Source organism: Cryobacterium sandaracinum, assembly GCF_004403415.1.
GTDB classification, from domain to species: domain Bacteria; phylum Actinomycetota; class Actinomycetes; order Actinomycetales; family Microbacteriaceae; genus Cryobacterium; species Cryobacterium sandaracinum.
Genome location: NZ_SOGO01000025.1, coordinates 72,764 through 97,930 on the forward strand (window position 1 = coordinate 72,764; position 25,167 = coordinate 97,930).

Genomic DNA, 25,167 nt, shown 5'->3' on the forward strand with positions numbered 1-25,167 from the left:
CAAGTGACTGATAACAGGGGTTATCAGCAAACTGCATGGGTTCTCACTCCGCTGCCCTAACCTGAAGTCACACGAGCACACACAACAGGCAGAGGGGGGAGCACGAATGAGCACGTCTGAGCCGGCGCTCCTGATGACGATGTCCGACATCGCAGCCCTCGCCCGGGTGCAGCGCCCGGTCGTCTCGGTCTGGCGCACCCGCTCCGCTCGGACCGATACCCCGTTCCCTGCCCCGGTGAGCCGCCGGCGCGGCCAGGAACTCTTCGACGCCCACCAAGTGGGCCAGTGGCTCACCGACACGCGCCGCGGCAACAACCCCGACGCGTCAACGGATGCCGCAGCCCACGCCGCCCCCGCCGAATCGGCCGGCAGCGCGCAGTCCTCCCTCAGCGCGGTGACCGCTCTCCTCGCCCTGCGCAGCCAGCTCGGCACCCCGCTCAGCACACTCAGCGACGCCGACCTGCTCGACGCCGCCGACGAGCATGACCCCGACGACACCCTGTTCTACCGCGAAATCGACGCACTCGGCCCGGCCCGTGCCGCGCTCATCGGATACGTGGATGCGCTGGTGGAGGCTGCGTACGGCGAGGGCCCGGCCTTCGAGGGGCTGCTGGCCGACCGGTTCCGGCTCGACCTGCGCGACCACAGCGAGACCGCACTGAGCAGCCCGGCACTCGAGGTTCTGGCGCTCTCCGCGTCAGCGCTCGCCGCTACCCAGCACGGCGACGCACTATTCGTCGACGCAGCCGGGAGCGCGGGCGACATCCTCCTCGCCCTGGCACAAGCCGACGCCGACCACAGCGACCTCACCGTGCTCACGCCGAACGACGACGGCGAGGCCGGGCGTCTCCTGCGCCGGCGCCTGCTCGTGCACGGCATCACCCGCGTGGGCCTCGAGGTGGCGGAGTCCGGGGCGTTCGCGGTCACCGGTTCCGCCGTGCACATCGCCCAGTTGCCTCCCGCCGGCCGAGCCGCGATGGCACCCGCCGAAATGCTCTCGGCGATCGACCAGATCGTGCTGCAGATGACCAACGACCAGCTCGGCGTGGTCATTGCCCCCTCGGCGGTACTCAACGATGCCGGCCTCTCCCGGGAGAGCGAGGAGCTGCGCTCCGCCCTGCTGCGCTCGGGCCGCGTGCGCGCGGTCGTGCGCCTCCCGGTCGGACTCCTCACCCACAAGCCGCAGCAGGCCCAGGCGCTCTGGTTGCTCGGTGCTGCGCACGTGCAGGTGCCCCTCGCCGACCGGTGGACCATGGTCGCCGACCTCACCGCAACGCCACTGACCGCCGCCGTGATCGATGACCTGGTCAGCGACCTCGTTGCCTCCCTCGGTGACCGAGGCACCGTGCGCGCCCACGCGTTCCGGTTTGCGCGCTTCGTGCTCACGCGCATCCTGCTCGCCCGCCGGGACTGGCTGGTGGCCGGTGCGCGCCCCGTCGCATCCGCACCCGCAACGCAGGGCGCCGCGCTCGCCGTGCGGGTCGACGAACTGCTCGCGCTGCTGGCACCCGCGCCACGCCCAAACCCCGAAACGGATGCCGCACCCGGCCTCAGCCACCTTGCCCACTTCTCCGCGCACGCACCTGACCCCGCCGACCATTCCGCGGGCGGGCACATGCCCGGTACCCCGGCGGTACAGACGGTGGAGCAACTCCTGGCCGCCCGGCACCTGCGCTACATTCCGGGCAACCGCCTCGCCGCCAGCGACGTGACCGAAGGCCTAGCCGAGGGCGCCGGCGGGAGTCGGCGGCGTGGTGAGGGCATCCGTCTGATCGGGCCGGCCGAGGTGCTCGGCGTGATCTCGCTCGGCCAGCGCCGCATCGACCGGCTGCGTTTCGCCGCCGACTATCCCTCCGGCCGGGTGACGGAGCCGGGCGATGTCGTGTTCACCACAGTGCCGCACCCCGCCGCGATCGTCGACCGGGAGGGCACCTCGGTGGTGCTCTTCCCCGCGCGCATCCTGCGGATCAGCGCCGACGACCCGAACGGGCTGCTCAGCGAGGTGCTCGCCGCGGACATCACGGCGCTTCCGCCCGGGCAGCGGCGGTGGCAGCGCTGGCCGCTGCGCCAGGTGCACCACACGCAGAGCCGTGCGCTCACCGACGCCCTCGCCTCGCTACGGTTGGAACAGGGACGCGCTCACGAGCGCCTCGCCCACCTCGACGAGCTCGCCGCCCTGCTCATAACCGGCGTCACCGCCGGCAGCGTCACGGTCTCCCTGACTGCGGGCCCACAAATTTCACACGCATTCGCTCCATCGGAAGGAACCAACTAGTGGCACCCAAGATCAAAGTCGCGGCCTTGCCGTCGACCATGAAAGAGCTGAAGGACACCCTGTGGAAGGCCGCCGACAAGCTGCGCGGCTCAATGGATGCCTCGCAGTACAAAGACGTCATCCTCGGCCTGGTCTTCCTCAAGTACGTGTCCGACGCCTTCGATGAGCTCCGTGAGCAGATCCGCACCGAGCTCGAAGCCGACGGCCTCAACGAGGACCAGATCGGCCAGCTCATCGACGACGTCGACGAGTACACCGGCCGCGGCGTCTTCTGGGTGGGTGCCCGCGCCCGCTGGACCTACCTCGCCGAGAACGCGAAGGGTCTACCCGCAATCGCGGGGGAGGCGCCGAAGTCGATCGGCCTGCTCATCGACGAGGCGATGGACCTGCTCTCCGCCGACAATGCCGCTCTCGCCGGTTCGCTGCCGCGCATCTACAACCGCGACGGGGTCGACCAGCGGCGCCTCGGCGAGCTGCTCGACCTGCTCAACTCGGCTCGCTTCACCGGTCACGGCGCCACGAAGGCCCGAGACATCTTGGGCGAGGTCTACGAGTACTTCCTCGAAAAGTTCGCGGCCGCCGAGGGCAAGCGCGGCGGCGAGTTCTACACGCCCGCCGGAGTGGTGCGCGTGCTTGTCGAGGTGCTCGAACCCACCCACGGCCGCGTCTACGACCCGTGCTGCGGTTCGGGCGGTATGTTCGTGCAGACCGAGAAGTTCCTCGAATCCCACCACAAAGAGGGCTCGAACATCTCCGTATACGGCCAGGAGATGAACGAGCGCACCTGGCGCATGGCCAAGATGAACCTCGCCATCCACGGGCTGAACGGCAACCTCGCCAGCCGCTGGGGCGACACCTTCGCCCGCGACCAGCACCCCGAGTTGCAGGCCGACTACGTGCTCGCCAACCCACCCTTCAACATCAAGGACTGGGCGCGCAGCGAGAGCGACCCCCGCTGGAAGTACGGTGTGCCCCCGGCCGGTAACGCCAACTACGCCTGGATCCAGCACATCATCTCCAAGCTCGCTCCCGGCGGCAGCGCAGGCGTGGTCATGGCCAATGGTTCGATGACGTCGAACTCCGGCGGTGAGGGCGAGATCCGCGCCCAGCTCGTCGAGGCGGACCTAGTTTCCTGCATGATCGCGCTGCCAACGCAGCTGTTCCGCAGCACCGGCATCCCGGTCTGTACGTGGTTCTTCGCCAAGGACAAGACCGCGGGAGAGAACGGCAGCATCGACCGCACCGGCCAGGTTCTCTTCATCGACGCCCGCAACCTCGGCTATATGGTCGACCGCGCCGAGCGCGCTCTCTCCGATGAGGACATCGCGAAGATCGCCGGCACCTACCACGCCTGGCGCGGCACGAAGTCAGCGACGGACGCCGCACTCATCTACGAAGACGAGCCTGGCTTTTCATACTCCGCATCATTGACTGAGGTCAAGACCGGTGATTACGCTCTCACGCCTGGCCGTTACGTTGGCGCCGCCAAGATAGAGGACGATGGGGAGCCAATCGAACAGAAAATCGTTCGGCTTGGCGAGGAACTGTTCACCCAGTTTGACGAGTCGGAACGGCTCGCGGCGGTTGTGCGTGCGCAGCTGGGGAGAGTCTGATGCTCAGTTCTGCGAGCAAGACAGGCGGACGCGACGCTACGGGAGCAGTGGTGCCTGGTCGCTTCGCTCTGAGCATTGGACGCACTGCGCTGCCTGAACCTTCAGGGTTTATCTGGCGCGCTTTGAGCGACCTCGCGCGTCTGGAGAGCGGTCACACTCCGAGTCGAAGTCGCTCGGACTATTGGGAAGGCGGAATCCCATGGATAGGTATTCGCGATGCGACGGCACATCACGGTGAGATCATCAGCGATACAAACCAACACGTTTCTGAGTTGGGCCTATTGAATTCTTCAGCGAGGTTACTTCCCGCTGGGACAGTCTGTCTCTCGAGGACTGCCTCCGTCGGCTACGTCGTCATAATGGGCGTTCCAATGGCGACTAGTCAAGACTTCGTCAACTGGGTGTGCGGCCCGGGACTCTCACCGAGCTACCTCAGGTATCTCCTGATGGCTGAGCAAGAGAGTGTGCGGCGATTCTCCTATGGAACAACGCACCAGACGATGTATTACCCAGATGCAAAAGCCCTGCAGGTGCTTGTGCCCACGCGCAGCGTCCAGGATGCAACTGCAGAGGTCCTCGGGGCACTCGACGACAAGATCGCGGCTAACACCAAGCTGGTCGCCTTGTTAGGCGAGACCCTCGCGGCTTCGTTCACTGCAATTGTGAGGGAGTCCGAGGGCTTCATTCCATTCAGCGAGCTTGCCACTGTGACCAAAGGGGTGTCCTATCGGAGCGTTGACCTTGTGGAATCACGGACGGCGTTAGTCACTCTCAAGTCATTTGACCGAAACGGTGGTTATTCCGCCCGCGGTCTCAAAGACTATGCAGGCCCTTACAAGCCAGAACAGCGGATCTACCCTGGGGAAATTGTCGTGGCCCAGACCGATCTCACTCAGGCCGCCGAAGTGGTGGGTCGGGCTATTCGTGTACCTGGAAGCGGGAACCATGAGACTCTCGTGGCCAGCTTGGATCTTGCCATCGTTCGTCCGGTTTCAGGCGTTCCCGTCGAATTCATGCTCGGTCTGATGCTCCAGGGCGGCTTCCGCGCACATTGCAAGAGCAGGACGAGCGGCACGACCGTGCTGCACCTTGCCTCGGATGCGATACCCACTTTCCGGGCTCCGCGAGTGTCTGTGGACGTCCAGCAGCGATATGCGGCCGTGGCTCTGCCAATGCTAGAGATGCGTGATTCCCTGAGGAGCGAGAGTGAATCCTTGGCCGCCACCCGCAACGCACTCCTCCCTGCGCTCATGTCTGGCAAGCTTCGGGTGAGGGATGCAGAGAAAGTACTTGAGGGGGTGCTCTGATGGCGGGATTTTCGGAAGCGGAGTGGGAGCAGGTGGCGCTCGAGCTGCTCAGTGAGCCGCTCGGCTGGCAGCCGACAGCAGGCGAGCAGATCGCGCCGGGCAGCGGGCATCGGGACAGCTGGGATGACCTGCTCATCCGGCCGCGACTGCTCGATGCTCTGCGCCGTCTGAACCCGACGGTGCCGGGGGAGTACCTGGTACAGGCGCTCGCCGAGATCGCCTCGCCCAAGTCGCAGGACGCGATCACCGAGAACCAGCGCATCCACGACTACCTGATCGACGGGTTCCGCCTGAGCTACATCGGCGACGACGGCACCGAGGTGAATCCGAGCATCCGTCTGGTCAGTGCCGAACCGTCGGAGAATGACTGGCTCGCGGTGAACCAGGTCACGCTCGTCCGCGGCGACTACAAGCGGCGCTTCGACGTCGTGCTGTATTGCAACGGCATGCCTGTGAGCGTCATCGAGCTGAAGAAGGCCGGCAGTGAGTCGGCGGATGTCGCCGCGGCGCACGCCCAGCTGCAGACGTATCTGCGGGAGTTCCCGATGGCGTTCCGGTTCTGTGTGTTCACGCTGGCCAGCGACGGGATCCTCGCCAAGTACGGCACCCCGTTCACGCCGCTTAACCACTTCTCGCCGTGGAACGTCGACGACGACGGCACCCCGGTGAAGCCCGGCGACACGAACGACTGGAACGCGACCACCGGGATGGAGATCGCGCTGCTCGGCCTGTACAACCAGGAGCGGTTCCTGCAGCTGATGCGCTCCTTCACCGCGTTCGATGAGGGCGCCGACGGCCTTGCCAAGCGCATCGCCAAACCGCACCAGTACTTCGCCGTCACCAAGGCCGTGGGTAACACGGTGCAGGCGGTGGAGAGCAACGGCAAGGCCGGCGTGGTCTGGCACACGCAGGGCTCGGGCAAGTCGATGGAGATGGAGCTCTACGCCAACCTGGTGTCGCGGCATCCGAAGCTGAAGAACCCCACGGTCGTGGTGATCACCGACCGCAACGAGCTCGACGGGCAGCTTTACGAGACCTTCGCGGCGAGCCTGCTGCTGCCGGAGAAGCCGCGTCAGATCAAGCGCCGTAGCGAACTGCGCGATGAGCTCAGCAACCGCGCCACGGGCGGCATCTACTTCACCACACTGCAGAAGTTCGGGCGCAGCGAGGCCGAGAAGCAGGCCGGTGCGGAGCATCCGCTGCTCTCCGACCGGCGCAACATCATCGTGGTCGTCGACGAAGCGCACCGCAGCCACTACGACGACCTCGACGGCTACGCCCGCCACCTGCGCGACGCCCTCCCGCATGCCACCCTGATCGCCTTCACCGGCACACCGATCTCCTTCGACGACCGCAACACCCGTGACGTGTTCGGCGAGTACATCGACATCTACGACCTGTCCCGTGCCGTCGACGACGGTGCCACGGTGCCGGTCTACTTCGAGCCGCGCCTGATCAAGGTGAACCTGGCGACGGATGTTACGGAAGAGATCCTTGACGAGGCCGCGGACGAAGCCACCGTGGGGCTGGACGACACCGAGCGGGCGCGGATCGAGGCATCCGTCGCCGTGGTCAACGCCGTCTATGGCGCACCGGACCGCATCGCCGCACTGGCCGAGGACATCGTGGCGCACTGGGAGAATCGGAGCGGCCAGATGACGAAGTTCATCGAGTCGCCCGGCAAGGCAATGATCGTGGGCGGAACGCGCGAGATCTGCGCGAACCTGTACTCGGCGATCGTGGCGCTGCGGCCGCAATGGCACTCGGAAGAGCTCGACAAGGGTGTCATCAAGGTCGTCTACTCGGGCACCGCGTCGGACAAGCCGCCGGTCATCGACCACGTGCGCCGCAGTTCGGCCAACGCCGTGGTCAAGGCCCGGCTCAAGGACGTCGACGACGAACTGCAGCTGGTGATCGTGAAAGACATGATGCTCACCGGGTACGACTCGCCGCCGCTGCACACGCTCTACCTGGACCGGCCGCTGAAGGGCGCGCTGCTCATGCAGACGCTCGCGCGGGTGAACCGCACGTTCCGCGGCAAGGAGGACGGCCTGCTGGTGGCGTATGCGCCGCTCGCCGACAACCTGGCCAAGGCGCTCGGCGAATACACGAAGACCGACCAGGTCTCGAAGCCCATTGGCCGTGACGTCGACGACGCCATCGTGCTGACGCTGTCGCTGGTCGACACGTTGCGTGCGATGCTCGCCGGGTACGACTGGAAGGCGGAGCTCGCCAAGGGTGGCCCGAAGCGTTACCTGAACGCGGTGACTGGTGCGGTCAACTATCTCCGGGATGCGGCGACGCCGGGCAACCAGGTTACCGACGGCGAAGAGACCCTGGCGGCCGCGTACCGCCGCTACTCGGGGCAGCTGTCCCGGGCGTGGGCGCTGTGCTCGGGTGCCGGGTCGCAGGAGCTCGAGGAGCGCCGGCCGGAGATCCAGCTGTACGAAGAGGCCCGGGTGTGGATGGCCAAGTTCGACGCCTCCGACCGTCAGGCCCGGGGGGAGCCGGTGCCGGAGGATGTGCAGCGTCTGCTCGGCGAGCTGATCGCATCCGCGACGAGCGCGGGCGGGGTGCTCGACATCTACGAGGCTGCCGGGATGCCGAAGCCGTCGCTTGACGATCTCAGCCCGGGGTTCATGGCCAAGACGCAGCATGCGCGTAACCCGCAGCTTGCGATCGAGGCGCTGCGCAAGCTGCTGACCGATGAGGCGGTGCGCACGACGCGCAACAACCTGGTGCGGCGGCGCGCGTTTTCGGACCGGATCTCTGAGTTGATGAACAAGTACACGAACCAACAACTCACCTCGGCCGAGGTGATCGCAGAGCTCGTTGCCCTGGCCCGCGAGGTCGCCGCGGAGGCGAACCGCGGCGCTGGTTTCGCGCCTCCACTTAACCACGACGAGCTCGCGTTCTACGACGCCGTGGCGCAGAACGAATCGGCTGTCGAGGTGCAGGGCGAGACCGTGCTGGCGGACATCGCGCGCGAACTGGTTGCCGTGATGCGCCGCGATGTGCGCACCGACTGGACCGTGCGTGATGACGTGCGCGCCAAACTGCGTTCCTCGATCAAGCGCCTGCTCGTCAAGCACGGCTATCCGCCGGACCGTCAACCCGTGGCCATCAAGCTCGTCATGGAGCAGATGGAGTCCATGGCGCCGCGGTACAGCGAAGAGCGGGCGGCGTAGGCGTAATGAAGCTACGGAGCAGCGCGCGGATCTTGAAAAAGAAGGCTCTCTTCTCAATGCGGATGAGCGTGTCGGCTTTCAATTCGATGAGCGAGGACGGGAGAGCAACCTCAGTCCTGTTGCACGTCCAGCACGCATTCGAAATGCTTCTCAAAGCGGCGCTGAATCAGGCACAGGTCAAGGTATTTGACCCGAAGACCGGTCGATCCCTTGGGTTCGAGGCAGTAGTGAGGCAAGCCCAGCAGGCTTCAAGTATCAAGCTCACGGACGAAGAGGCAGGCACCCTTCGAGCGATTGATGCGATGCGCGACGACGAACAGCACTGGTACAACGAAGTTGACGAAGGCATTCTGTTCCTCCATGTGCGAGCGGCGGTGACCCTATTCGATGACGTGATCCACCGCGTGTTTGCTGAGCGGCTTGCTGACCACCTTCCACGACGGGTCCTGCCGATCTCTGTCGAGCCCCCGCAGGACTTTCAGATTCTCGTCGATCGCGAGTATGCGAATATCGCCCAACTCCTGAAACCGGGGCGACGGGCCGGGGCGGAGGCAAGAGCGCGCATTCGAACTTTGCTGGCGATGGAGGCGCACAACGAGCCAGACACCAAGGTTTCAGATACCGACGTCATCCGGGTGGAGAAAGGTATTCGCGCAGGCAAGGAACGCGATCAAGTGTTTCCGCGTCTCAGCAACGTTGGGGCAACCATCTCCGGGGAAGGACCGGAAGTTCAGGTACGCATGGTGAAGAAGGGCGGCTTACCGGTGACATACGTCCCGGACGGAACTGGCGCCGATGTGGCTGCCATTCGCACTGTGGACCTTCAGAAGAAGTACCACCGCTCTGCCACGGACTTGGCCGCCGCCACGGGTCTCACTCTCCCGCGAGCCCGGGCACTGCGGGCACACCGCGGAATCGATGTCGACGCCAATGTGACACACACGTTCCACTTCGGCTCGCAGCGCCACATCGGCTTCTCGGATCATGCCCTGAGTTTGATGAGGGACGCCAGAGACACGCTCGACATGAACGCGATTTGGCTCTCACACAGGGCTGCGCCGGCTGGCACAACATTGGTGTCGTGCATGCAGGTGGGATGCGCTTCGACAGGAACGCTTTTGCCGTAGCTGCGGTCCGGAGGTCGGGCATTTCCTGAATTGAGTCGCCAAGCCGTCCGTGCCTGGCACGCGAGGAGTTCGTGGAGTCATTGACTCTGGGTCACGGACATCACGGAGACCCCACGAGAGAAGGAGTCAACCAAACCGGGGCAGTCCCAGTTCGCCCTCGCTTGTGGGCTGGGCGGCAGCTTCGTCAGCTGCAAACCGTTACTCAGCCTGCCTGCCACCCATCTAGCAACCTTCCTGGTACTCCAAAGAAGCGTGGCGGACACTAACTGACGCCGATCGGCAGGAAGCGCTGAACAAAGAAGGGCAAAAGACCGACTCGTCGACAAAGATGCATCCGGCTCAGCGATTCGTTGGCGTCGACCGTAATTTGTATGACATGTGGATCGGAAATGGAGACGCCGTTTGCGGCGAGCCCACGCACGCCAACCATCGGTCTGGTCCTGTGAGAAGGGGCCAAACACGCTCTTGCGCCCCTGAGGGTTGGCTAAACCGCGTCAGAGGTCGCAGTCAGTGGCAGTCGAGGCTGCGGCAGCCTTTGGCGTTCACAGGTCGACGGGTAGACCCTAAGAGGCATTCGCAGACTCCGGAGGTCCCTCCGCCGGAGGGAACTCCGAGACGGACCACAGGAGGTGATGTCGGTGGATTCCTGCGGACTTTCTCGACTTGCTCGGAACTCGCAGACGGCAGGCCTGACCGCTCAGCCGAACGTTGCCTCGGCAAACACTGACATTCCGGGGAGTGAGACGGAGTACGGCCCACCGAAGCCAATGATGGAGCTAGGGGACTTGACGTTTTACTGCGCCGTCGGACGGTTCGAAGTGCGCGTCGCTCGTGATGGTGTCCATCGTGGCGCCGATGAAGGTGACGAGGCCGGGAATCACGTTTGCCCAGTACATGAGATCGGTCAGGGTAATCATGGTTTCACCCCGATTGATGCGCTGGAAGCGTTCGTAGTTCAAGCCCGTTGGAAGCGTGGCTCTCGCGCAATAGGACTTGAGATCTGCGTTCTGGTCCAGGAGGTACTCGCGAATCCGGTTTGCGATCGCGTGCTGAACTTCGGCCGCTGCCTGTTGCGGCGACTCGACATTTGTGGACGTCAGCCGGGAACTGGAGTTGCCGAACTTCTTGCGATTCGTGGCGAGGGAGCGTGGTTCGAACACGGCGCCCCCGGGTTTAGGAGGTCTGGGCATGACGCAATCATACGCATTATTCACCATTCCAACCGGATATATTACCCGTGAATATGAATATAGAGAATGTCTGTCTGATTTACACCGTTTTTGAAAAATCGGTGTGCGGGGTAGCCGCACACGCACATAGGCATGACCCCCACACTCCTCACTTCCGTCCTGCCCACCCCCAAGACCGCCACGCGGAAAGCGCCCGCCGGCTCTGCTCGCTCAAAAGCCCACCTCGCCGGGATGAAGGCCCTTTCAGACGTTACGTACGACAGCGAAGCGCGGGTGCTTCGATTCGGGAGGACGTCCGATGACCCGAGTTTGGCGGCCGCCAGGATGACACTCCGAGGCGGAGTTTCCGACGACAAGGATCAGGCAGCGATGGCGGCGGCTCGAGCCGCGCTGAGCGCGCTGAGCGCGAAGAAGATGGCTGAGTATGTGCCGGACCTGCCTGCCGAGCAGCTCGAGTCCATTCGGCCCTTTGTCGAAGATGCTGTTGCGTTGGCACTGCCGCAGACGACCTACTCCGTCGAGACGCTCATGGGACCCTGCATCCATTTCGCGTATTGGGCCGTGTACGTGGTCGGCGCCGAATTAGATGCCACGATCATCTTCAACCGGGAGTTGATCGAGCACTATGTGCGCGACAATCTCCCCGATCTGACCCAAGGAACCCAGCGCAACTATCGCTCATGGCTCTTTCGAGTCGCGGAAGCCGTCAACCCCGAAGCCAACCCACGGAACCCGATGCCGCTCAACGAGCGAAGCCTCGACACCCCCTACGACGAGGCCGAGCGCGTCGCGCTCGACCGGTGGGCGGCAGGGCAGGGCACCGTGTACATGCGTCGTGGCGCTAGTACCCTGATCGCCCTTGGCGCTGGGGCTGGCCTTACGTCGGTAGAAATTGCGACGCTTCGACGCGACTCCGTGATGGTGAGCCCCGATCGAGTCGTCACCATCAACGTCACCAACGACGGTCGCGTCCGCACCGTCATCGTTCGTGCTCGCTACGAGAAGTCTCTGGCCAAGGCCATCCGTGATCTGCCGGGCGAGTCTTTCGTATTTCTGCCCAAGCGAACGAGCACGAAGAACAACGTCGTGAGCGCGTTCGTGGCCCGTGCCTCGAGCCCGACCGGCAGCCCCTCCGTTCGGGTTCGTCGACTTAGGAACACCTGGCTTGTGCAGCAGATGACCGACCGTGTTGATGTCTTCACGTTGATGGAGGCCGCCGGCCTCCAGTCCCTCGAATCGATCTCCAGGCTTGCTAGCTATGTTCCACGCCTGAGCAACGACGCACGCATCGCACAGTTGCGGGGCACGAAGTGACCCGCCCCACCAGTGCCAGCCAGCGTGAACAGGCCGAGGAATGGATGCTGACAACGTTCGGGCAACGCATGGGCGACTACCTCAGCGAACGGCGCACGGCACCACTCAGTGTGGCCGTGGTTGAGGTTGACCGAGTCCTGAAAAAGGCGCGCATCGGGCAACTGCTGGCGGGCTGGCGCTCAGAGGACGTTTTGTCGGCGGCCGGGAGGAAACCGATCATGGACGAGACTGCAGTGCTGAGCCTGATCTTGCTTCAGATCCGAATTAACCAGCCCACGTTGATCACCGAACTCTCCCACACGTTCCTCAAGCTCAGCCCGAGACAACGCGCCGTGCTCAGGCTCACCCATGACGGCCTGGACGAGCGTGTCTACGAACGGATCTGGGCCGCGCTGCAGCGCCTGATCGCGCTCGTCGACGAATTCCCCGGCCGACGCGACAAAGTCCTCACCGAAGCCGAGTACCGAAAAGTGAAAGCCAACCGCGATCCACAGCAATGTCGCATCCGTCGCATTCGAATGTGGACCTTGGCCAATGACCTGGTCCACGGGTCTTGGCTACTTCTTCCCGAGGAACTTCGCAACCGGCCCGATGGGAACCACGCCATCGACGGCACATTTGTTCCACTCCAAGGAAAGACCGGAAACCCGTCGTCCAGGAACCTCGAAGGCAACCGTCGCACCGCCAACCCTGACGGTGGCTTCTACAAACGCGAAGGCAGCCACGGAGCCGTCACCCATGCGGACGCTCGTGCGTTCAAGAAGTCAGATCCAGGCCAAAAACACAAGGGCCGATCCATTGAGAAACTCTCTTGGGGTGTGGAAATCGAAGTTGCTCGGCTGACTCCCAACACACCGGGTGAAGTGGATTCCTTCCCCTTGGTGACAACAGCTCTCGGATTCCACATACCAGGCGCCATCACCGGGGAAGGCTTGAATCTCCTGAACGCTCTGGCCCTACGGCAGCGCAAGATCAACTTCGTCATCATGGACCGCGCCTACTCAGGCGCCAAGTTTGACGAGTTTCAAGTGCCGGCGCGCCGTCTGGGGGCGAAATTGGTGTGCGACTACAAGGATGAGGATCTCGGCGTTAAGGCCTTTGACCCGCGCGGCTTCATCCAGGTCTCAGGAACCTGGTACTTGGACACGCTCCCGGGAGTCCTCTGCAACGCGGACAGGATCATCAACGCAGTTCGGAAGAAGCACGGTGAAGATGCGGGCAAGCTTGCCAAAGCTGAAGCGGCTCACGAGAAGAAGTCAGGACAGTTCAAAGGATCTCTCCGCAACCCGATTGAGAACGAGGAAGACCAAGAGGAACTCACGTTGACCATCGAGGCGGCTCGAAAGAAGTACGGCAGCAGTGCGCGCATCCTGTCCGGGGCGGAAACCCTGTACTCCCAGCAGGTGCAGCGTCGGGAACTGTTCCGGCTCAAGAGCAAGGGGCGCATGAGCGCGGATGGCACGCGCCGATACATGATTCCCACGGAGGCGCCGGGTTATGAGCTCTGGAAGGCGAAGCCGCTCGCCCACCAGGGTGACAGCGTGCTCATGAAGCTGCCGACCGGCAAAGACGCCGAGACTCCCAACGCCGGCGGTCTCAAACACGAGCAGTATTACCCCTACGGAGGCGAACAGTGGCGAACCACCTACGGAATGCGCAATGGGGTCGAATCGGTCAACCGGAACCTGAAACGAAGCCAGTATGAAGACATCGCCAACCCGGACAAACGTGCCGTGCGCGGCAACACGTTCACGTACATCGTCGTCGCGCTTGCCTCTGTCGTCGAGAACATGCGCCAGATGCTGAGCTTCTACAAACGCAAACTCGCGATCAAGCCAGTGACAGCGAAGAACCGAGAACTCCCCGCGACCTTCTGGCAAACCACCGGCCCTGCCCCCATCATCGACGAGGCGCAGCCACCGCCGGGCTAGAAACGGCACGCTTAACACACACCCCCGCTTACCGCGCAAGATCGATTCCATTTGGCGTACCTGAAATTCTCAGGTACGCCTTTTTTGCGATTAACCCGACGGCTATACAAGGAGCGAGGAGCCCTGGGCGCCCGATTTCGGGCAAAAAAATAGGCCGGACAACCGATATCGGTTGTCTCGACCTATTTCCCAAACGGAAGTCCGGAATACTCCGAACCTCTCTATGTGCCCGAGGGGGGACTTGAACCCCCACGCCCATAAGGGCACTAGCACCTCAAGCTAGCGCGTCTGCCATTCCGCCACCCGGGCCGAGTGTTCCAGCGGCCGTTCCCGGCCGCCGAATATGTAATCTAGCACGGATTTCGAGGCCCTCCAGCCGCGCCCACCGTCGCCCGCCGGCGGCGAGGCCCGGTAGCGTGACACGCATGCTTTCCTTTGCTGACAACACGCCGGCCGACGCTGCACTGGACCTCACGGCCACGATCGCTCGCGACCTCATCCGTTTCGACACGACCAACTATGGCGAGGGCCGTTCGAACGGCGAAACGGATGCCGCCGAGTACGTCGAGGCGAACCTGCGGTCTCTCGGCCTCGCCCCGCAGCTGTTCGATTCAGAACCGGGCCGCACGAGTGTCGTCGTGCGCGTTCCGGGTCGTGACAGCAGCCGCGGGGCGCTGGTGGTCCACGGCCACCTCGACGTCGTTCCCGCTGACCCGGAGGCCTGGTCGGTGGACCCGTTCGCCGGCGTGATCAAGGACGGCCTCCTGTGGGGCCGCGGAGCCGTTGACATGAAGAACATGGACGCCATGATGCTCGCGTCGCTCCAAAACATCCTCGGCTCCGGCCAGGAACCGGCCCGTGAACTGATCGTGGCGTTCTTCGCCGACGAGGAGGCCGGGGGAGTGCTCGGCTCGCACTACCTCGTCGACACCCGTCCGGAGCTCTTCCACGGCGCCACCGAGGCCATCAGCGAGGTCGGGGGCTACTCGATCACGCTCGGCGGTCGGCGTGCCTACCTGCTCCAGACGGGCGAGAAGGCGCTGATCTGGATCAAGCTTGTGGCGCGGGGCGAGGCGGCCCACGGGTCCCGGCTGATCCGTAGCAACGCCGTGACCCGGCTCGCCGAGGCTGTCGCCAAGGTCGGCCGACGCGAGTGGCCGATCCGTCTGACCGAGACCACCACCCAGCTGTTGGCGGAGCTGGCACGGGTGCTCGACGTCGACCCCCAACGTGTCGGTCCCGACGAGCTGGCCCTCGCCACTGGCACGGCATCGGGCTTCATCCAAGCGAGCCTGCGCACCACGACCAATCCCACCGTTCTGCACGCCGGGTACAAGCACAACGTCATCCCGGACCGGGCCGAGGCGCTCATCGACATCCGCACCCTGCCCGGCGACGAGGATTCCGTACTCGCCGAAGTGGCCGCGCTGGTCGGCCCCGACATCGAGATCGTGATCATGCACCGCGACATCGGTCTCGAAACAGAATTCGGCGGGCCCCTCGTCGACGCGGTCGTCGAAACCCTTGGCCGACACGATCCGGGCGCTCCGGTGCTGCCCTACCTGCTCTCCGCCGGCACGGACAACAAGGCCCTCAGCACCCTCGGGATCAAGGGTTACGGTTTTGCCCCGCTCAAGCTCCCCGCCGACCTCGATTTCCCGGCGATGTTCCACGGGGTCGACGAACGGGTGCCTCTCGACGCGTTAGTGTTTGGCAGGCAGGTCCTGACCGACCTGCTCTCGAACTACTGAACAGCAAAAGGGCATTTCGTGAACTTCATCGACGCACTCATCCTGGGACTCGTGCAGGGACTCACCGAATTCCTCCCGGTCTCCTCCAGCGCCCACATCCGTATCGTCGGGGAATTCCTAGGAACCGGAGGTGACCCGGGAGCCCGCTTCACCGCGATCATCCAGATCGGTACCGAGGCTGCCGTGGTGATCTACTTCTGGCGCGATATCGTGCGCATCATCGGGCAGTGGTCCAAGTCCCTCGTCGGCAAGGTTCCGCGCGCCGACCCGGACGCGCGGATGGGCTGGCTGATCATCCTCGGATCGCTGCCCATCGTGGCGCTCGGCCTGCTCTTCCAGGACCAGATCGAGTCCTCGCTCCGCAACCTGTGGATTACCGCCAGCGTGCTGATCGGCTTCGGCCTCCTGCTCGGCATCGCCGACTACGTCGGGGCCAAGCGCCGCCGGCTGGGCGACCTCACCGTGCCCCATGGCATCGTCTATGGCTTCGCCCAAGCCCTCGCGTTGATCCCCGGCGTATCCCGCTCGGGAGGCACGATCACCGCCGGCCTGTTCATGGGGTACGAGCGCGCCGCCGCCGCCCGCTACGCTTTCCTGCTCGCCATCCCGGCCGTTCTCGGCAGCGGGCTGTTCCAGGTGTACAAATCGATCGTCAAGCCGTGCCTGGAGGGTGCGACAAACTGCACCCCGGAGATTTTCGGCCCGTGGGACACCCTGGCGGCCACGGTCATCGGCTTCGTCGTCGCCCTGTTCGTGATCAAGTTCTTCATGAGCTACATCTCCAGACGTAGCTTCCTGCCGTTCGTGATCTACCGCATCGTGCTCGGCCTCGTGCTGATCGGCCTGCTGGTGACGAACACCATCTCCGCCTAGTTAGGCTGAGAAGATGCGTGCCTGGCGACGACCCGAAATTCCGCAACTCCCCGGTCAGTCCGGCGCACCCTGGCTGCACGATACCGCCACCGCGGCCCTGATCGAGGCCAAACCCACTGACATCGCCCGGCTGTACGTGTGTGGGATCACCCCCTACGACGCCACGCACCTCGGCCATGCGGCCACCTACCTGGCCTTCGACACTCTGCAGCGGGTCTGGCTGGACGGCGGCTATCGGGTGCACTACGCCCAGAACGTGACGGATGTCGACGACCCGCTCCTCGAGCGAGCGGCCGCCACCGGCGTCGACTGGGAGGTTCTCGCCGAGTCGCAGGTGAACCTCTTCCGCACCGACATGGAGGCACTGGGGATCATCCCGCCGAACGACTATGTCGCCGTCACCGAGGTCATCGACGAGATTGCGGATGCCGTGGCCCAGCTCTGGGATGCCGGCCTCGCGTACCCGGTCCCCGTGGACGCGGCCGCCGCAGGCGCGCCCGAGCCGACGGAGGCCGCCGGTTCCGACATCTACTTCGACATTGAGGCCGCGCAGCGCGCGACCTCGTGGACGCTCGGCGACGAGAGCAATCTCGACTCCGAGGCCATGCTCACCCTGTTCTCCGAACGCGGGGGAGACCCGGCCCGTCCCGGCAAGCGGGACGTCCTCGACCCGCTGCTCTGGCGCTCGGCCCGCCCCGGGGAACCGTCCTGGGCGTCGCGCGTCGGCGCCGGCCGTCCGGGCTGGCACATTGAGTGTTCGGTCATCGCACTGAAGGAACTCGGCACGGACTTCACGGTGCAGGGCGGCGGCAGCGATCTGATCTTCCCGCACCACGACATGAGTGCGGGGCACGCGGCAGCCCTATCCGGGCATCCGCTGGCCGGCGTCTACAGCCACACCGGCATGGTGGCCTATCAGGGCGAGAAGATGAGCAAGTCGCTCGGAAATCTGGTGCTCGTGTCCAAACTGCGCACCGCGGGAACCGACCCGCGAGCAATCCGCCTGGCCCTGCTCGACCAGCACTATCGCGCCGATTGGGAGTGGACGAACGCGCACCTTCGGGCGGCGGTGGCCCGCCTCGCGACCTGGACCGCGGCCTTCGGGACAGCGGGCACGGCCGGAACCCTCGACACGCACGCGGTCATCGAACGGCTGCGGGCCGCCCTCGCCGCCGACCTCGACACCCCGAGCGCGCTGGCGGTCGTGGATGCCGCCGCAGCCGACTCCGACAGAGTCGACGATCCGGCACTGCTGGCCCGCGCGGTCGACGCGCTGCTCGGCGTGGCTCTTTAGGGCTGGCGGGGCGAGTCGGTCGGCGGGCGCCCCTCGCCGGGGCCGTCCCGGCCATCGCCGCGCTTGCGCAGGTATTTCTCGAATTCCTGGGCGATCGCTTCGCCGCTGGCCTCCGGGGAATCGACCGTGTCGCGAGCCTGTTCGAGCTGCCCGATATAGGCCGCCATCTCGTCGTCCTCGGCCGCCAGCGTGTCGATGCCGCTTTGCCATTCATCGGCCTCGCTCACCAGGTCGCCGCGCGGGATGACGACATCGATGATCTCCTCAAGCTTGTTGATCAGTGCCAGCATCGCCTTCGGCGACGGCGCATTGTGCACGTAGTGGGGGACGGACGCCCAGATCGACAGGGTCGGAATGCCGACCTCCTCCGCGGCGATCGCGAGCACGCTCAGGATGCCGACGGGGCCTTCGTAGGTGCTGCGCTCAACCTGAAGTTCGGCTCGTACCTGCGGGTTGTCGCTGGAGACGAAGATGGAGATAGGCCGGGTGTGAGGAACGTCGGCCAGCATCGCCCCGAGGAAGACGATGCCGCCGACATCCGCGGCGAGGGCGGCGTCGAGAATCTCTGCGGCGAATCCCTTCCAGCTGCGGGACGGTTCCGTTCCAAGGAGCAGATAGATGTTTCCGGCGTTCGTGCCGCTGACGCGCAGCTGGGCGTCGTCGGCCAGGGGAGCCCCGGCCTTGGCGGGGGTCGTCGGTCCGTAGAGTACCGCACCCGGCCACTCCAGTTTGCGCCGGCCGTCTTCGCCGCCGGCCGAAATGGTGGGCCGGTTGAACTGATAGTCGAAGTAGATCTCTGGGTCGATCTCCGCGACCGGGGATACATCCAGCAGATCCTTCAGGGTGCCCACGGCGCCGGTCGCCGCCTCGCCGGCGTCGTTCCAACCCTCGAACGCCACCACCAGGAGGCGACCGTTGAGGAACCCATTAGCCTCTGTCACTGTCCGAAACCTCTTTCGACGGGGTGCCCCGCACGGCGCACCATCCATCAAGGATAGGCGGTGCCCCCTACACTTGAACTCCGTGAACGCGATCCGAATCAATTCCCCCCTGCCTGCGGCCGTGCTCTGGGACATGGACGGCACCATCGTGGACTCCGAGCCGTACTGGATGCGGGCCGAGACGGAACTGGTCGAGTCCTTCGGCGGCGTCTGGTCCCACAGCGACGCCATGCTGCTGGTCGGCTCCGGCCTCGAGGGTTCCGCGGTCATCCTGCAGGATCGGGGCGTCGATCTGGCCGGCGACGCCATCGTGCACCGGCTCACCAGCCGTGTCCAGGAACTCCTGAGAACCTGCGGTGCCCCATGGCGGCCCGGCGCGCTCGAGCTGCTCGCCGAGCTCAAGACCGCCGGCGTCCCCATGGCGCTGGTCACCATGTCACAGCAGCGGATGGCACGACAGATCGCCGAACTTGTCGGATTCACCGCCTTCGACACCATTATCGCCGGCGATATGGTCACGAACAGCAAGCCGCATCCAGAGGCGTACCTGACGGCTGCCGGGCTGCTCGGCGTCGACCCCGAGCACTGCATCGCGGTCGAGGACTCCATTCCGGGCATCGCGGCCGCCGTGGCATCCGGGGCCGTCGTCGTCGGCGTCCCGCACATGGTCTCCCTGCCCGAGAGTGCGCACTACGAGCTCTGGCCGACCCTCGCCGGTCGCACTCTGCACGGTTTCACCTCGCTGTACACCGCCCGTCGCGGATCCCTCGGCCGCAAGCCGGCCCCGACCGACCCACACTGACCCGAGAGCAAGGACGTAACGCACGCATGAGCGACAATCAGGTCATCCAAAACAGTGGACCCTTCCGGATCGGCGACCGGGTACAGCTGACCGGACCCAAGAACAAACTGAACACGATCACCCTGGAACCAGGCAAGGGCTTCCACACCCACCGGGGAATCCTGGCGCACGATGACGTCATCGGTGTCCCGGACGGCTCGGTCGTCACGAACAACGTCGGCGTGGAGCACCTCGCCTTGCGGCCGTTGCTGAACGACTTCGTGATGTCGATGCCGCGAGGCGCTGCCATCATCTATCCCAAGGACGCCGCCCAGATCATCGCGCAGGCCGATATCTTCCCGGGGGCGACTGTGGTGGAGGCCGGCGTCGGTTCCGGCGCCCTGTCGCTCTGGCTGCTGCGCGCCATCGGCCCCGCCGGGAGGCTGGCCTCATTCGAACGCCGCAGCGAGTTCGCGGATGTCGCCCGTGACAATATCGCGACCTTTCTCGGGTCTGATCCCGCCAACTGGAGCATCACGCTCGGCGACCTCGCCGATACCCTCCCCGACACGATGCCGGCCCAGAGCGTGGACCGGGTCGTGCTCGACATGCTCGCGCCCTGGGAGTGCCTGGGCTCTGTTTCGGACGCGCTCAAGCCAGGCGGAGTGCTGCTCTGCTACGTGGCCACGGTGACCCAACTCTCGCGGGTGGCCGAGGCCATTCGTGCGACCGCTTTCTACACGAACCCGGACTCGAACGAGACCATGGTTCGCGGGTGGCACGTCGAGGGTCTCGCCGTGCGGCCCGATCACCGGATGATCGGGCACACGGGTTTCCTGATCACGGCCCGCCGTCTCGCCCCGGACACGATTCTTCCCGAATTGAAGCGCCGTCCGTCGAAGACCGACTTCTCCGATGCCGATGTGGAGGCCTGGACGCCGGGCGCCCTCGGCGAACGCAGTGTCAGCTCGAAGGTCATGCGCAAGCGCGTGCGGATGGCCGAGACAGGCGCGGCCATCTCGAAGGCTCGCGGGCTCGACGCGGGCGAACCCGACGACCTCGCACCCAACGCCCGTTAGGATTGTTTCGGCCTGTCATCCGGCCCCGAATTTGCCCCTGTCCCGCATAATCACCTGCCCCACACTGAAATGAGATCCCGTGCGTAGAGCTCCTGCACTCATCGCTTCCGCTGGCCTGCTGGTCGCGGTCCTCACCGGCTGCAGCACCCCCGTCGACGCCGCAGACTGCCAGGCGCCGGTCACGAAGGGGGCAGCGTCGAAGCTCGTGTCGGTGTCGGGCGAATTCGGCTCCGCGCCGACGGTGGACTTCCCGACCCCGTTGAAGACGGACTCCACCCAGGCCAGTGAGATCATCGCCGGCACGGGTGCCGGTCTCGTCCCGGATCAGCTGGTCAAGCTCGACCTCAGCCTCTACAACGGTACGACGGGTGCGTTGATCAGCGCGGGCGAGTACGACGGGGTCAACCAGGCCAGCATCGTCCTGGACGACGAACAGTCGCTCCCGGGCCTGGCGATGGGCCTGGAGTGCGCCCAGGTCGGATCCCGGCTGGCTCTCATCGTCTCCCCGGACGACGGGCTCGGTCCGGCCGGCGGAGACCCCAACAGTGGCATCGGCGCCGACGACTCGCTGGTCTTCGTGATCGACGTCGTGCGAGCCAACCTGCTCCGGGCCAACGGCGCCAACCAGTCGGTCGCGAGCGGGCTTCCGTCCGTTGTCCTTGCGACTGATGGAACCCCCGGCCTCACCATTCCGTCGAGTGAGCCGCCGACCGAGCTGCAGATCGGCGTCCTCAAGAAGGGCGATGGCGAGCAAGTCGCGGAAGGCGACACTGCGACCCTGCACTACACGGGCGTGCTCTGGAACGAGAACACGGTCTTCGATTCCAGCTGGCAGACCGGGAAACCGGCCGAGTTCCTGATCGTGGACGGTTCGAAGACCGAGGGCGGGCTGATCCCCGGGTTCGCCCAGGCCATCATCGGGCAGACTGTCGGTTCGCAGGTCATCGCCGTCATCCCGGCCGATCAGGCTTATGGTGATGAGGCCTCGCAGAAGATCCCCGCAGGCTCAACGCTCGTGTTCGTCGTCGATATCCTCGGCGTGAACTAAGTCTCGGCCTGCAAGCGGCGGATAGACTCGCAGCGTGCCGTCCACCATTGAAAAGAACAGCCGTGTTTCGGTAGAAGAACGCCTGTTCAGCCTGGTACTTGCGCTTATCGCAACGGAAGTCGGGTTGACCAAGGCCGATATTCTGTCCACCGTGCAGGGGTACCGCCAGCGCTATCTCCCCGGCGGAGACAACGCGAGCCTGGAGCGGCAGTTCGAACGAGACAAAGACGACATCCGCGAACTGGGCATTCCGCTCGAGGTGGTTGAGCCGCCGGACGATCCCGGGAGCAACCACCATTTGCGCTACCGCATCCCCAAGGGACTCTACGAGCTTCCGGTGGACGTGACTTTCAGTCCGGACGAGCTCATGCTGCTGAAGCTTGCCGCGACGGTCTGGCGGGAGGGCTCCCTGTCTGCGGAGTCCAGGCGTGCGATGACTAAACTGCATGCGCTGGGCATCGACTCGAGCGATCCCGTGCTCGGTTACTCGCCGTCCCTGCGCGTGCGGGAGGCGTCCTTCGAACCGCTCAGCAAGGCAATGGATCGCGGTCAGGTTGTGGCATTCCTCTATCTGAAGCCCGGCGAGGCGGCGGCGCGCCGCCGTCAGGTCGAGCCCCGCGCCATGGTGTTGCACGACGGACGATGGCACCTGTTCGGCACCGACCAGGATGCTGCGGCAACCCGCACGTACCTGCTCTCCCGGATCGTGGGCCCGGTGGTGACGGTCCCCGGAGCCTCGTTCGTGGCGCACGGTGACGGTCAGGGGCAGGAAGCGCTCAGCGAGCTCGAGGCGCTGTGGACCGCCAACATCGCCGTGATCGCCGCCCGGCCGGGCAGCGATGCCGCGGTGAGACTGTCGAAACGAGTCGCCCCGGGAGAGATTCGAACGAACGCGGACGCATCCGCTCTCCACCTGAACTTCACCGATCTCAACGTGTTCGCCGACGAGCTCGCCGGCTACGGCCCGGAGGTTCTGGTGCACTCGCCCGCGGCCCTGCGCACGGCGGTCCGGTCCCGCCTGATCACCGTGCGGGATGCCCACACCGATTTCGATCTGAATGTGCACCCGGATACCACGACGGCGGCCGACGAATGAACGGCGGTCCGGCACTCGGAGCATCCGACAAGCTGACCTTCCTCCTGGCGCTGGTTCCCTTCCTGATGGACCATGACCGCATCAGCGTGACCGACGTCGCCGCGCACTTCGGGGTGTCGCCTGACCGGGTGCGCGACGCGGTCAATCTCATCGCGGTTTCCGGCATCCCCGGGGAAACCCGCCAGTACCTGCACGGCGACCTGTTCGATATCCATTGGGACGAGTTCGAAACGAACGACCTCATCGTGCTCACCCACCTCGTGGCCATCGACGACTCGCCGCGCTTCTCCGCCCGAGAAGCCGCCGCGCTGATCGCCGGCCTTCAATACCTGTCGTCGCTACCGGAGAATGCCGACGTCGACGCGATCGCGTCGCTGATGGCGAAACTCACCCGCAGCGCCTCAGCGGCTCCCAGCCAAGTTGCCGTCTCCGGCACGGACGCCCGCAGCAGCATTGCGGTCGTGCAAGCCGCGGTCCGCGGCGGAGTACAGATCGAGTTCGACTACCTGAATGCCCGCGGCGAGAATGAACTGCGCCGGGTCGACCCGTGGCGCATCCAGTCTGTGGACCGGGACTGGTACCTGCGCGGCTGGTGCCACCTCCGCGAAGCGGCCCGCACCTTTCGCCTCGACCGAATGAGCGATCTGCACGTGACCGACGTGCCGACCAACCCCCGGTCCGCCGATGCTGTGCCGACCGAGACCCTCTTCGAGGGCTCCGCGTCCGACCAGGATGTGACGGTTGAACTCCCGACGTCTGCCGTTCCGCTGCTCGCAGACTACGCACCATACGGCGCCCCCGGCGCACACGGGGACCGCGTGCGGAGGACACTCAACGTGGCTCACTATCACGGCCTCAAACGCCTCGTCACCGGCCTCGCCGGAGTCGTGGAAGTGGTTGACCCGGCCGAGGCGCGCGCGGTCGTGCGCGAGTGGGCGGCCGCCGGCGTGGCCCGCTACGACGAGTCCGAACCGACAGACGTGGGGGAGTAGACGATGCCGTGGTGGTCGTGGGCACTGATCTGGATCGGCCTGGTGCTTGGCCTGCTCGCGATGCTGGCCTGGTTCGGGTTCGCCCTGTTCAAGAAGGTCATGGCCACACTGGAAGCCCTTCAAGAACTCGGCGATCTTGTCGCTGACGTCACCCGGGGGCGGGAGATGCCGCCGCCGGTCCGGTTCCAACCGGCCGTCTTCACAAAGCCCGCCGACCTCTACCGCGCTCTCGAACTGGTGCAGCGTGACCGGGCGCAACGTCGACAGCGGCGGCGGGATTCCTTGATCGCCAGAGGTAAACTGTTTATAACTCGCCCATTGACCCAGAGGACAGATACTGATGCTTAACAACCTGACCGGATGGCACTTCCTGATCATCCTCGTCATCGTTCTGCTTCTGTTCGGTGCGCCCAAGCTTCCCGGCCTTGCCCGCAGCCTCGGGCAGTCCATGAAGATTTTCAAGAACGAGATCAAGAGCGATAAAGAAGACGCCGAAACCACCGGCAGCGCTGACGACTCTTCGAAGGCCGCCGGCACAGCCGATCCGACGACGAAATCGTAAGTCCCGTGGCGGGGCGAATCCCTCGGCGCACGGCCACTGATGGAAAAATGTCGCTGGGGCAACATCTGCTCGAGCTGCGCAAGCGTCTCTTCCTCGCTGCGGCAGGAGTACTGGTTGGTGCGATCGTCGGCTGGTTCCTGTCCGATTTCGTGTGGGACGCCCTGCGCGAGCCGATCTACGCCATCATCGAGGCGCAGGACCGCACGGCTCAGCTGAACTACCCAGACATCACTAGTGCCTTTGACCTGAAGTTGAAGATCGCCTTCTACGTGGGGCTCGTCGTGTCCAGCCCGGTCTGGCTCTTCCAGATCTTCGCGTTCCTGGTTCCCGGCCTCACCCGCATCGAAAAGCAGTACACCTTCGGCTTCCTCTTCACCGCCATTCCGCTGTTCCTGGCGGGCTGCGCCGCGGGATGGTTCGTTCTGCCGAACATCGTCGGACTGATGACGAGTTTCGCACCCAAGGAAGACGCCGCTCTCATCGTCGCGCAAAGTTACCTCGACTTCGTGTTGAAGCTCATGATCGCGATCGGTGTGGCTTTCGTGCTCCCCGTCTTCATCGTTCTGCTCAACCTGGCCGGAGTGATCAGTGCTCAGTCGATCATCAAATCCTGGCGGATCGCCGTGCTGTTGATCACGCTGTTTACCGCGATCGCCACCCCCGCTGCCGACGTGATCTCGATGTTCCTTCTTGCCATCCCCATGGTCGTGCTTTACTTCGCCGCCTATGGAATCGCGTTCCTCCACGATCGACGTGCCGCCCGCCGCGCCCGTTCCCTCGAACAGGAGTTGGCGCTCTGAGCGCA

Annotated in this window: 20 protein-coding genes and 1 tRNA gene; 18 read left to right on the forward strand and 3 right to left on the reverse strand. The window is 64.9% G+C overall.

Annotation, left to right across the window (positions count from 1 at the left end):
- Positions 1-106: 106 nt before the first annotated feature.
- The 5 genes from E3T25_RS08920 to E3T25_RS08940 are packed head-to-tail and all read left to right on the forward strand — an operon-like array spanning position 107 to position 9,510.
- A complete protein-coding gene (locus tag E3T25_RS08920; RefSeq protein ID WP_134373734.1) occupies positions 107-2,275 on the forward strand; it encodes a hypothetical protein in 2,169 nt (722 codons plus the stop codon).
- The gene (locus tag E3T25_RS08925; RefSeq protein WP_134373736.1) at positions 2,275-3,888 is read left to right on the forward strand and encodes a class I SAM-dependent DNA methyltransferase; all 1,614 of its coding nucleotides are present in this window, start codon (positions 2,275-2,277) and stop codon (positions 3,886-3,888) included. Before E3T25_RS08920 ends, E3T25_RS08925 begins: the two co-directional genes overlap by 1 nt.
- Positions 3,888-5,195 carry a restriction endonuclease subunit S gene (locus tag E3T25_RS08930; protein WP_134373738.1) on the forward strand — a complete coding sequence of 436 codons (1,308 nt, stop codon included), beginning with the start codon at positions 3,888-3,890 and terminating at the stop codon, positions 5,193-5,195. The genes E3T25_RS08925 and E3T25_RS08930 overlap by 1 nt, the downstream gene beginning before the upstream one ends.
- A complete protein-coding gene (locus tag E3T25_RS08935) occupies positions 5,195-8,383 on the forward strand; it encodes a type I restriction endonuclease subunit R (protein ID WP_134373740.1) in 3,189 nt (1,062 codons plus the stop codon). The genes E3T25_RS08930 and E3T25_RS08935 overlap by 1 nt, the downstream gene beginning before the upstream one ends.
- Positions 8,384-8,388: 5 nt before the next feature.
- Positions 8,389-9,510, forward strand: a complete 1,122-nt coding sequence (locus E3T25_RS08940) for a DUF3644 domain-containing protein (protein ID WP_174720216.1) — start codon at positions 8,389-8,391, stop codon at positions 9,508-9,510.
- Positions 9,511-10,286: 776 nt separating this feature from the next.
- On the opposite strand, the gene E3T25_RS08945 is transcribed toward E3T25_RS08940, so the two are convergent.
- Positions 10,287-10,670, reverse strand: coding sequence for a hypothetical protein (locus E3T25_RS08945; RefSeq protein ID WP_134373742.1), 384 nt, complete (start codon positions 10,668-10,670; stop codon positions 10,287-10,289).
- A gap of 399 nt (positions 10,671-11,069) precedes the next feature.
- On the opposite strand from E3T25_RS08945, the gene E3T25_RS08950 reads away from it, so the two are divergent.
- On the forward strand, positions 11,070-12,014 hold the full coding sequence (locus E3T25_RS08950) for a hypothetical protein (protein ID WP_134373744.1): 945 nt from the start codon (positions 11,070-11,072) through the stop codon (positions 12,012-12,014).
- Positions 12,011-13,945 carry a hypothetical protein gene (locus tag E3T25_RS08955; RefSeq protein ID WP_134373746.1) on the forward strand — a complete coding sequence of 645 codons (1,935 nt, stop codon included), beginning with the start codon at positions 12,011-12,013 and terminating at the stop codon, positions 13,943-13,945. The genes E3T25_RS08950 and E3T25_RS08955 overlap by 4 nt, the downstream gene beginning before the upstream one ends.
- Before the next feature lie 226 nt (positions 13,946-14,171).
- Here E3T25_RS08955 and E3T25_RS08960 read toward each other — a convergent pair.
- Positions 14,172-14,254, reverse strand: a tRNA-Leu gene (locus E3T25_RS08960).
- 116 nt (positions 14,255-14,370) lie between these two features.
- Here E3T25_RS08960 and E3T25_RS08965 point away from each other — a divergent pair.
- The 3 genes from E3T25_RS08965 to mshC are packed head-to-tail and all read left to right on the forward strand — an operon-like array spanning position 14,371 to position 17,863.
- A complete protein-coding gene (locus E3T25_RS08965; RefSeq protein ID WP_134373748.1) occupies positions 14,371-15,696 on the forward strand; it encodes a M20/M25/M40 family metallo-hydrolase in 1,326 nt (441 codons plus the stop codon).
- An 18-nt stretch (positions 15,697-15,714) separates the two neighbouring features.
- Positions 15,715-16,569 carry an undecaprenyl-diphosphate phosphatase gene (locus tag E3T25_RS08970; RefSeq protein ID WP_134373750.1) on the forward strand — a complete coding sequence of 285 codons (855 nt, stop codon included), beginning with the start codon at positions 15,715-15,717 and terminating at the stop codon, positions 16,567-16,569.
- Between the two features lie 13 nt (positions 16,570-16,582).
- The gene (gene mshC / locus E3T25_RS08975) at positions 16,583-17,863 is read left to right on the forward strand and encodes a cysteine--1-D-myo-inosityl 2-amino-2-deoxy-alpha-D-glucopyranoside ligase (protein ID WP_134373752.1); all 1,281 of its coding nucleotides are present in this window, start codon (positions 16,583-16,585) and stop codon (positions 17,861-17,863) included.
- Here mshC and E3T25_RS08980 read toward each other — a convergent pair.
- On the reverse strand, positions 17,860-18,804 hold the full coding sequence (locus tag E3T25_RS08980; RefSeq protein WP_241980761.1) for a proteasome assembly chaperone family protein: 945 nt from the start codon (positions 18,802-18,804) through the stop codon (positions 17,860-17,862). The two genes, mshC and E3T25_RS08980, sit on opposite strands and share 4 nt — an antisense overlap.
- 97 nt (positions 18,805-18,901) lie before the next feature.
- On the opposite strand from E3T25_RS08980, the gene E3T25_RS08985 reads away from it, so the two are divergent.
- The 8 genes from E3T25_RS08985 to tatC all read left to right on the forward strand — a co-directional run bounded on the left by E3T25_RS08985 (position 18,902) and on the right by tatC (position 25,162).
- Positions 18,902-19,606 (forward strand): HAD family hydrolase, encoded by a 705-nt coding sequence (locus tag E3T25_RS08985; protein ID WP_370247858.1) that lies wholly within the window; start codon positions 18,902-18,904, stop codon positions 19,604-19,606.
- A 26-nt stretch (positions 19,607-19,632) separates the two neighbouring features.
- A complete protein-coding gene (locus E3T25_RS08990; protein ID WP_134373756.1) occupies positions 19,633-20,664 on the forward strand; it encodes a tRNA (adenine-N1)-methyltransferase in 1,032 nt (343 codons plus the stop codon).
- Between the two features lie 79 nt (positions 20,665-20,743).
- The gene (locus E3T25_RS08995) at positions 20,744-21,712 is read left to right on the forward strand and encodes an FKBP-type peptidyl-prolyl cis-trans isomerase (protein ID WP_104102087.1); all 969 of its coding nucleotides are present in this window, start codon (positions 20,744-20,746) and stop codon (positions 21,710-21,712) included.
- A gap of 34 nt (positions 21,713-21,746) precedes the next feature.
- Complete coding sequence (locus tag E3T25_RS09000) at positions 21,747-22,808, forward strand: helix-turn-helix transcriptional regulator (RefSeq protein WP_241976885.1); 1,062 nt, start codon at positions 21,747-21,749, stop codon at positions 22,806-22,808.
- The gene (locus E3T25_RS09005; RefSeq protein ID WP_134373758.1) at positions 22,805-23,800 is read left to right on the forward strand and encodes a helix-turn-helix transcriptional regulator; all 996 of its coding nucleotides are present in this window, start codon (positions 22,805-22,807) and stop codon (positions 23,798-23,800) included. Before E3T25_RS09000 ends, E3T25_RS09005 begins: the two co-directional genes overlap by 4 nt.
- A 3-nt stretch (positions 23,801-23,803) precedes the next feature.
- The gene (locus E3T25_RS09010) at positions 23,804-24,148 is read left to right on the forward strand and encodes a hypothetical protein (protein WP_134373760.1); all 345 of its coding nucleotides are present in this window, start codon (positions 23,804-23,806) and stop codon (positions 24,146-24,148) included.
- Positions 24,141-24,362, forward strand: coding sequence for a twin-arginine translocase TatA/TatE family subunit (gene tatA / locus E3T25_RS09015; protein WP_104102079.1), 222 nt, complete (start codon positions 24,141-24,143; stop codon positions 24,360-24,362). The genes E3T25_RS09010 and tatA overlap by 8 nt, the downstream gene beginning before the upstream one ends.
- 47 nt (positions 24,363-24,409) lie before the next feature.
- Positions 24,410-25,162: a twin-arginine translocase subunit TatC gene (gene tatC / locus E3T25_RS09020; protein WP_134373762.1), complete on the forward strand. Its 753-nt coding sequence runs from the start codon at positions 24,410-24,412 to the stop codon at positions 25,160-25,162.
- Positions 25,163-25,167 lie beyond the last annotated feature (5 nt).

Bases quoted from the DNA above. Each gene is read 5' to 3' on its own strand.
- E3T25_RS08965 (WP_134373748.1), top strand. From the start codon at position 14,371: ATGCTTTCCTTTGCTGACAACACGCCGGCCGACGCTGCACTGGACCTC.
- tatC (WP_134373762.1), top strand. From the start codon at position 24,410: ATGTCGCTGGGGCAACATCTGCTCGAGCTGCGCAAGCGTCTCTTCCTC.
- E3T25_RS08930 (WP_134373738.1), top strand. From the start codon at position 3,888: ATGCTCAGTTCTGCGAGCAAGACAGGCGGACGCGACGCTACGGGAGCA.
- E3T25_RS09005 (WP_134373758.1), top strand. From the start codon at position 22,805: ATGAACGGCGGTCCGGCACTCGGAGCATCCGACAAGCTGACCTTCCTC.
- mshC (WP_134373752.1), top strand. From the start codon at position 16,583: ATGCGTGCCTGGCGACGACCCGAAATTCCGCAACTCCCCGGTCAGTCC.
- tatA (WP_104102079.1), top strand. From the start codon at position 24,141: ATGCTTAACAACCTGACCGGATGGCACTTCCTGATCATCCTCGTCATC.
- E3T25_RS08990 (WP_134373756.1), top strand. From the start codon at position 19,633: ATGAGCGACAATCAGGTCATCCAAAACAGTGGACCCTTCCGGATCGGC.
- E3T25_RS08940 (WP_174720216.1), top strand. From the start codon at position 8,389: ATGAAGCTACGGAGCAGCGCGCGGATCTTGAAAAAGAAGGCTCTCTTC.
- E3T25_RS08950 (WP_134373744.1), top strand. From the start codon at position 11,070: ATGGCGGCGGCTCGAGCCGCGCTGAGCGCGCTGAGCGCGAAGAAGATG.
- E3T25_RS08935 (WP_134373740.1), top strand. From the start codon at position 5,195: ATGGCGGGATTTTCGGAAGCGGAGTGGGAGCAGGTGGCGCTCGAGCTG.
- E3T25_RS09010 (WP_134373760.1), top strand. From the start codon at position 23,804: ATGCCGTGGTGGTCGTGGGCACTGATCTGGATCGGCCTGGTGCTTGGC.
- E3T25_RS08920 (WP_134373734.1), top strand. From the start codon at position 107: ATGAGCACGTCTGAGCCGGCGCTCCTGATGACGATGTCCGACATCGCA.